The organism is Lawsonibacter sp. LCP25S3_E2 (genome assembly GCF_052117285.1).
Taxonomy (GTDB): domain Bacteria; phylum Bacillota; class Clostridia; order Oscillospirales; family Oscillospiraceae; genus Lawsonibacter.
This window is the reverse complement of record NZ_JBQKJL010000037.1, coordinates 1-7,266: the sequence shown is the minus strand read 5'-3', so window position 1 is coordinate 7,266 and position 7,266 is coordinate 1. Positions and strand designations below refer to the sequence as shown.

Genomic DNA, 7,266 nt, shown 5'->3' with positions numbered 1-7,266 from the left:
GAACGCTGCGCCTGCGGGATACGGTGGCCCTGGCCGGGAGAGAAAAGCTGAAAATCACAGAGATGCGTATTCCATCCAAAGGGGAAATTGTTCGGACAGACACCGCTTATCAGGGTGAAATTGTTATCCTTCCCAGCGACAGCGTGAGGTTAAACGATGTATTAGGGGACCAAACCCGGCTCCCTCGTAAAAGGTGGCGCGAGGACCCCCTCCCCATGCTGCGGACGACGATTGCGCCGAAAACGGCAGCGCAAAGAGAACGGCTGCTGGACGCTCTTACGCAACTTGCGGATACTGACCCGCTTTTGCGTTGCGAAGTGGATTCCATCACCCATGAGATCATTCTTTCTTTTTTGGGCCGGGTGCAGTTGGAGGTTGTTTCCGCTTTGCTGTCGGAAAAATACAAGCTTGAAACAGTGGTAAAGGAACCCTCCGTCATTTATATGGAGCGGCCGCTCAAAGCAGCCAGCCACACCATCCATATCGAGGTGCCGCCCAACCCGTTTTGGGCATCCATAGGACTGTCTGTTACACCACTCTCGCTTGGCTCCGGTGTACAATACGAGAGCCGGGTTTCGCTGGGATACTTGAACCAGAGTTTTCAAAACGCTGTCAGGGATGGTATCCGTTACGGGCTGGAGCAGGGCTTGTTCGGCTGGAACGTAACGGACTGTAAGATTTGCTTTGAATACGGGCTTTATTACAGTCCGGTCAGCACGCCGGCGGACTTCCGCTCATTGGCCCCGATTGTATTGGAACAGGCATTGAAGGAATCGGGGACGCAGCTGCTGGAACCTTATCTCTCCTTCATCCTCTATGCGCCCCAGGAATACCTTTCCAGGGCTTATCATGATGCACCGAAATACTGTGCCACCATCGAAACGGCCCAGGTAAAAAAGGATGAAGTTGTCTTTACTGGCGAGATTCCCGCCCGCTGTATACAGGCATACCGTACTGATCTGGCCTTTTACACCAACGGGCGGAGCGTATGCCTTACAGAGCTGAAAGGATATCAGGCCGCTGTCGGTCAGCCGGTCATCCAGCCCCGCCGTCCAAACAGCCGCCTGGACAAGGTGCGCCATATGTTTCAGAAGGTAATGTAAAGATAAGGGTTTTTATATTACCCCACCGAAAACGAGGCTTGAAAACCGCGCGAAATAAGGCTTTTTCACCCCCTAAATGTATATTGATGTGCGATAAAGAAGTAATAGAAGTGTAAAAAATTTTGCCGTTCCTATCCGGCACTTAGCTCTTGTGTCGGATAGGTCGGGCGGTTATTCGGGCAAGTCCACCTTGCCAACAAAAGAATAATAAATCTCAATGTCCTGTCTGCGGGTCTTGTTCTCGTCATAGCTGCACTCATGCACAACGATTTTCTCTACAAACTCCCGCAGCAGAGTAGGGGTAAGTTCTTCAAAGCTGGTATGCCGCCGGACAACATTCATAAACTTTTCTGCGTTCACGGTGGCTTCCTGTGCTTTGGAAAGCTCCGCTTGGATAGCGGCGGCTCTTTCTTTCAGCTCCCGTTGTTCTGCTTCATAGTCTGCCGACAGCTCTGTGAAACGCTCGTCTGATATGCGCCCGGTCACACTGTCCTCATACAGCCGCTTGAAGATAGCGGATAACTCGGCTATGCGTTTCTCGGTGGCTTCCAGCTCCTTTTTCTTGGCGGCGTTCCTGCGCTTGCCCCCGTCCTCGTTCTGCTCAATCAGGAGCTTCATAAACCGGGCTTCATGCTTTGCCGCATACTTTACCGTACATGAGCATTCACGCTGCGGTGTTAGCATATAGAAAGCACTGTTCATAGAAAAGTTGCAAAAAAACATTTGCAATGCACTTGCAAATGTCACGAATATTGAATATAATATTAGTGCAAGCTAAAAATGACGAGGAAAGGAGTGCTATTATGGCTAAAGGAAATATGACGATAAGAATGGAGCCGGAGCTGAAAGCACAGGCGGCAGCTCTCTTTAAGTCCCTCGGAATGGATTTGAGTACGGCAACGGGTATTTTTTATCGACAGGCACTTAGGTGTCATGGACTTCCCTTTGAAGTCAAGGTTGACGAGCCGAATGCTGTTACCTATGCGGCGATGGAGGCGGCAGAAAAGGGAGAGGATATGTATGGTCCGTTTGATAGCGTTGCAGATCTGATGGAGGCGCTGAATGCTTAAGCCGGAGTTTTCGGGGCAGTTCAAACGAGATTACAAGCTTGCGATCAAGAGAGGCTGCGATCCGAAGAAGTTGGAGGAAGTGATCACGCTGTTGTGTAACGAGCAGCCGTTGCCGGAGGCGTATCGAGATCATGCTCTCACTAATTCCAGAAATTATAAGGACATGAGAGAATGTCACATCGAGCCGGACTGGCTGTTGGTCTATAAAGTTGTTCGGCAGACTTTGATTTTGAAATTGATAAGGACGGGATCTCATAGCGATTTGTTTTGAGATTAACTCCGGATGAAAGAGTGGTGATGATATTTGGCGGGTGTAATAACGGAAATTGCAATAGAATGTGGCGTGTCGGAACAGGCAGTTCGTGCATGGTGTAGGCGAAACCATGTTGCGAAAGATGCGAAAGGAAGTTTCGCAATCAGCGAAAGTCAAAAAACCGCCATATATCAGCATTATTTAGGTGTTGAACGAAAGCAAGTTTCGCAACAGGCGAAAGCAAGTTGCGAAACTTGCGAAACCACTTTGATCGCTATGCTGCAGGGAGAATTAGACCGGAAAAGCGAGCAACTTGCTGTAAAGGACAAGCAGATCGAGGAACTGAACGCAAGGTTGGCGGAGGTCAGCTCGGCGTTGGTGACGGCACAGCAGACTGCGGCAGCGGCCCAGGCTCTCCATGCTGGGACAATGCATCAGCAGCTTCTTTCCGGCAAGTCCGGAGCCGATCAGCCGGAGCGTGAGACAGAACCGGTTCAAAAGCGTAGCTGGTTTAGTAGGTTCTTTGGGGACTAAACAGAACGACAAATCGGGAATTTGTAGGGGTGATTAAAATGAAATGTCCGTATTGTGGTGAAGAAATGCAACTTGGTTGTATTCAATGCAGAGATGGTGTCTATTGGAGCGAAAAAGAACGAGTTATTGCGGCCCTCAACATTGGTGGGGGCAAGTCAATCAAACTCAATGAAAAGTCAATCGGTGGACCTTTTGGTGGAGCGTCTGCGGAGGCTTGGCTCTGCGAGAAGTGCAAGAAAATTGTCATTGAGTATTAAATTTCAGTTTATCGGTGGGATGAAGGTCGGGGAGCCGTCCGCAGACGGCAGGGGCAGCGCCCCTCCGGAGCTGGCAGAGCAGCAGGCACGAGCCGGCAGTGAAGCAGCTCCGGCAACCCCTCCCCTTTAGGGGCGCAAAGCACTTTCACACCGCTGCACCGATGGGGTGGCGGTGTGAAAGTGCTTTTGCGTTACTTTCTCACCAGAAAGTAACAAAGAGGTTGTTTTTAGCGGAAATTTATGATAAAATAGAGGACGGAAGAATAAGCGGAAAGGGGGCGATTTTATGGGAGTTACGATTTCGGGTATGACAGGTGCAGGGAGCATCCGGCACAACAACCGCAGCTTCTCAGCGGCGAATGTAGACCGGAGCCGGACGGAGCAGAACATTGTTTTCTGCAACGAGGATCTGAAGCAGGTCTATCATATGGTCTTTGATGAAGCTCTCGCAGCCTACAACGCAAAGAAAACCAAAACGAGAGATAAGATACCGGACTACTATGAGCATATCCGGCAGAGTAAACAGGAAAAGCTGTTCCATGAAGCGATCTTCCAGATCGGCAACATGAGCGACTGTGGGTGCGGTACGCCGGACGGAGAACGGGCGGCGGCAGCTCTGAAAGATTTTGCGGAGTCTTTTGCAGAACGCAACCCCCATCTGCGGGTGTTCAATATGGTGCTGCACATGGACGAGGCAACGCCCCATCTCCATGTCGATTTTATCCCTGTGGCAACGGAGCAGTCAAGAGGACTTTCTACAAGGGTATCTATGAAACAGGCATTGAAGCAGCAGGGGTTTGTCGGTGTCGGCAGAAAGCAGACCGAATGGGCGGCGTGGATGGAACGGGAGAAAGAAGCTCTGACGGAGATCGCCCAGCGGCACGATTTTGAAATTATCTCTCTCGGCACGAACAGACCGCACATGGACTTGCCGCAGTTCAAGGAAGCGGCTGCGAGGCTGGAAGCGGTGCAGCAGCAGACAGCGGCAGTAGAGCGGGAGGTTGCTGAGCTGGAACGGCAGCGGGACGCTCTGAAAGGCACTGTGCGGCTCTTAAAGGAGGCTGACAGGGTAAATGCACCCCTGCATGATATTCAGCCGGAAAAGACGCTCACAGGGGCAGTAAAGGGCGTGACGGTGGATCAGGTCGAGCAGCTAAAGAAAATGGCACTGCGCAGCGTGACGGATCGGCACAAGGTACAGGAGCTGACGGAGGAAAACACCCGTCTGCGGTCACAGGTGCCGTCCATGAAGAAGCGGCTGGAAGAAGCGCAGCGGCAGCAGAGGCTTGAACAGGAAAACCGGAGGCTGCGCGATGAAAACTATTATCTGCAATCCGAGCTGCAGGAGGAACGCAGCTTCACCGAGCGTCTGACGGACGGCATCGGTCGGATGCTGGACTTCTTGGAAGAACACTTGCCGGAGCGTCTGCGTCCTCTGCTTGAAAAGGCGAGGGAGCTGCTGCCCGATCCGGAGATTGGACAGCAGCAGGAGCAACAGCAGCACCAGCGAGGAATGGGCGGCATGGAGCTGTAAAAGAAGCCTGTCCGGAGGGCTTGAAAATCTCTTTCGGACAGGCTATAATAACAACTGAAAATAGGGAATTGCTGTATTGATAATCTAAGCCCCCTGTAAGCCCCCTGTAAGGGTACTCCCAACCTATATTTTTTCTCTCTGAAAGGGAGAAAGTCGGAGGGGAAAAGGGGGGTGAGCGGAGGGGTGTTGGAAGTGTGGTAAACCTCGTTAGAGGTTTTCCAAGCCACTGTGGTAAACCCATCGGGTTTTCCATAGTGGCGGCACTTTCAATGCCCCGCAGCGAGGGGGAAAAGGGGGAGGTGACTTTCTCTTTAAGGCGGCGTAGCCGCCGCTCTTTTGCTCCCCCTTTTCCCCCTTCCCGCCCGCAGGCGATCCCCGCCGCAGCGGATTTTCTTTTTGGTACTTTTTCTTTTGTGAGGTGGTAATATGACCGAGAATTATCGAGGCTGCTACGAGTATTTGAGCGCACAATATCCGGAGGTCGGAGGCTATGAGTTTTATAAAGAGCTGTTTCCGGACAATGAGAACTCCGGAGAACGGCACACGGATTTTTCCCATCCGAACGCTGTGTATCTGTATCGGGACGAACAGAGCGAGGATAAGAAGCTCCGGCGCAGGAAGATGTATAACGACACATGGGAACAGGATTACATGGAGTTTGTCGAGGGGAACAGCCTTACTTTGTGCAGCGGTCTTGCATATCGCAGAAAGGAGAACAGGCTGGAGAACGCCCAGCGGATGTATGCTCTGATCTTCGATCTGGATGGCGTAGGTCTTGCCGAGCTGCGCAACCTCTTTCTGCGCTTTGGCGGCGATCCGGAGCGAGTGCGCCGGTTGCCGATGCCGACTTTCCTTGTTCTGTCGGGGACAGGGCTGCATATCTACTATGTTTTCCAGCAGCCGATTGACCTATACCCGAATATAAAAATTCAGCTTAAAAGTCTGAAATATGACCTCACTTTCCGGCTATGGGAGTATGGCAGCACTTCGCAGGTCAAGGCGATCCAGTATCAATCCATCAATCAGAGCTTCCGCATGGTGGGCAGCATCAATGACAAGCATGGGACGGAGCTGGTCGCTTTCCGTACCGGAGAACGGGTAACGCTGGATTATCTGAACGCCTACGCAAAGCCAGAAAACAGGGTGGATGTCAATAAGCCTTTCAGCCCATCCAAAATGACACGAGCTGAGGCGAGGGAGGCATATCCGGAGTGGTATGAGCGTGTTGTTGTTAGAGGCGAGAAAGGACGCAAGAAGTGGGATATTGCCGGAAAGGTGCATGGTGATGATCCGTATGCGCTCTACCATTGGTGGCTGCGGCAGATCGGAGAGATAAAGGGCGGGCATCGGTATTTCTTTTTGATGTGCCTTGCTATCTATGCTTACAAATGCGGTGTGTCGAAGCAGCAGCTCCGGCAGGATATGAAAGAGGCTTTTGATGATCTGCAGATGGTGAAGCATGAGAACGCATTGACCGAGGAAGATATACGGAGTGCGCTGGAAGCCTACGACAAGGAGTATTACAATTTCACGATTTCCGATATTGAAGCTCTGACCGATGTTCGCATCGAGCGCAACAAGAGGAATGGTAGATCACAGAAAGAGCATTTGAAAAGAGCAAGGGCGGTGCAGGAAGTGGATTATCCTGGCGGCACATGGAGAAGAAAAGGGGCAGAAGAAAAGAAAGCGCAAGTCTATGCGTGGCGGCAGGAGCATCCAGAGGGACGCAAGGCCGATTGTCATAGGGACACCGGACTTGATCCGAAAACGATCCGCAAATGGTGGGACACCGTACCGGAGGGGCATATAACGGTCAAAATACGCCCATCACAGGCTTTGAGCGATCTGTTGGTGGAGGAATTTAAGAAAGGGCTGTAAACGCCCCAGAAACGCCCTACAAGGCGTTTTCGGGGCGGGTAAGGGGAAGAAAAATTTCTTTTAGGTACTTGCTTTCCTAAAACTGATGTGATACAATGATTTAATCCAGAAAAGGAGTAAAAAATATGCGGCAAGGTATTCTTAAATAAAACTATAATCAAATAGTGGGAACAAAGGATTATGATAGCTCCTTTTGTAGGGGCTTAGTTTTTTGTACCCAATTTAAGAATACTTTTGCCTTATCAATTTTGACATATCCCCAAAAACAGCAATCACAAACAGGTGTATGCTGTATATGTGTATGTCCGCAACTTATAATCCCCAGTGGTAAAAGTATTTTACTGCTGGGGATTTTTATGCCCTTTGGGGCTGTAAAGGGAGGACAATCACATGAAAATAATCAATATTGGAATTCTTGCCCATGTAGACGCTGGAAAGACGACCTTGACGGAGAGCCTGCTATATGCCAGCGGAGCCATTTCAGAACCGGGGAGCGTCGAAAAAGGGACAACGAGGACGGACACCATGTTTTTGGAGCGGCAGCGTGGGATTACCATTCAAGCGGCAGTCACTTCCTTCCAGTGGCACAGATGTAAAGTTAACATTGTGGATACGCCCGGCCACATGGATTTTTTGG

General features: G+C 50.8%; 7 protein-coding genes and 2 pseudogenes. 8 read left to right on the top strand and 1 reads right to left on the bottom strand.

The genetic code is table 11. From position 1 onward, the window contains the following. Positions 1-1,103: pseudogene (locus ACTQ3R_RS16040) on the top strand (tetracycline resistance ribosomal protection protein Tet(W)); the annotation flags it as partial. 171 nt (positions 1,104-1,274) lie between these two features. Here the strand turns inward: ACTQ3R_RS16040 and ACTQ3R_RS16035 are convergent. Then, positions 1,275-1,748, bottom strand: a pseudogene (locus tag ACTQ3R_RS16035) (DUF4368 domain-containing protein); the annotation flags it as partial. A 158-nt stretch (positions 1,749-1,906) separates the two neighbouring features. Here ACTQ3R_RS16035 and ACTQ3R_RS16030 point away from each other — a divergent pair. The 7 genes from ACTQ3R_RS16030 to ACTQ3R_RS16000 form a co-directional block, all read left to right on the top strand. Further along, positions 1,907-2,173 carry a type II toxin-antitoxin system RelB/DinJ family antitoxin gene (locus tag ACTQ3R_RS16030; protein WP_033119556.1) on the top strand — a complete coding sequence of 89 codons (267 nt, stop codon included), beginning with the start codon at positions 1,907-1,909 and terminating at the stop codon, positions 2,171-2,173. After that, positions 2,166-2,444 (top strand): type II toxin-antitoxin system YafQ family toxin, encoded by a 279-nt coding sequence (locus ACTQ3R_RS16025; protein WP_021632616.1) that lies wholly within the window; start codon positions 2,166-2,168, stop codon positions 2,442-2,444. The genes ACTQ3R_RS16030 and ACTQ3R_RS16025 overlap by 8 nt, the downstream gene beginning before the upstream one ends. A 33-nt stretch (positions 2,445-2,477) precedes the next feature. Next, positions 2,478-2,960 (top strand): hypothetical protein, encoded by a 483-nt coding sequence (locus ACTQ3R_RS16020; protein WP_076917214.1) that lies wholly within the window; start codon positions 2,478-2,480, stop codon positions 2,958-2,960. A 38-nt stretch (positions 2,961-2,998) separates the two neighbouring features. Further along, the gene (locus ACTQ3R_RS16015) at positions 2,999-3,217 is read left to right on the top strand and encodes a PF20097 family protein (protein WP_133241651.1); all 219 of its coding nucleotides are present in this window, start codon (positions 2,999-3,001) and stop codon (positions 3,215-3,217) included. Between the two features lie 286 nt (positions 3,218-3,503). Beyond that, positions 3,504-4,751, top strand: coding sequence for a plasmid recombination protein (locus ACTQ3R_RS16010; protein ID WP_015517767.1), 1,248 nt, complete (start codon positions 3,504-3,506; stop codon positions 4,749-4,751). 426 nt (positions 4,752-5,177) lie between these two features. Continuing rightward, complete coding sequence (locus ACTQ3R_RS16005; protein WP_199488597.1) at positions 5,178-6,629, top strand: hypothetical protein; 1,452 nt, start codon at positions 5,178-5,180, stop codon at positions 6,627-6,629. 390 nt (positions 6,630-7,019) lie between these two features. Continuing rightward, the coding region (locus tag ACTQ3R_RS16000) for a GTP-binding protein (protein ID WP_441792685.1) at positions 7,020-7,266 on the top strand (247 nt) is incomplete at its 3' end.

What these genes read in the sequence shown, in the direction of transcription:
- ACTQ3R_RS16030 (WP_033119556.1), top strand. Translation starts at nt 1,907, where the DNA reads ATGGCTAAAGGAAATATGACGATAAGAATGGAGCCGGAGCTGAAAGCA.
- ACTQ3R_RS16025 (WP_021632616.1), top strand. Translation starts at nt 2,166, where the DNA reads ATGCTTAAGCCGGAGTTTTCGGGGCAGTTCAAACGAGATTACAAGCTT.
- ACTQ3R_RS16010 (WP_015517767.1), top strand. Translation starts at nt 3,504, where the DNA reads ATGGGAGTTACGATTTCGGGTATGACAGGTGCAGGGAGCATCCGGCAC.
- ACTQ3R_RS16015 (WP_133241651.1), top strand. Translation starts at nt 2,999, where the DNA reads ATGAAATGTCCGTATTGTGGTGAAGAAATGCAACTTGGTTGTATTCAA.
- ACTQ3R_RS16005 (WP_199488597.1), top strand. Translation starts at nt 5,178, where the DNA reads ATGACCGAGAATTATCGAGGCTGCTACGAGTATTTGAGCGCACAATAT.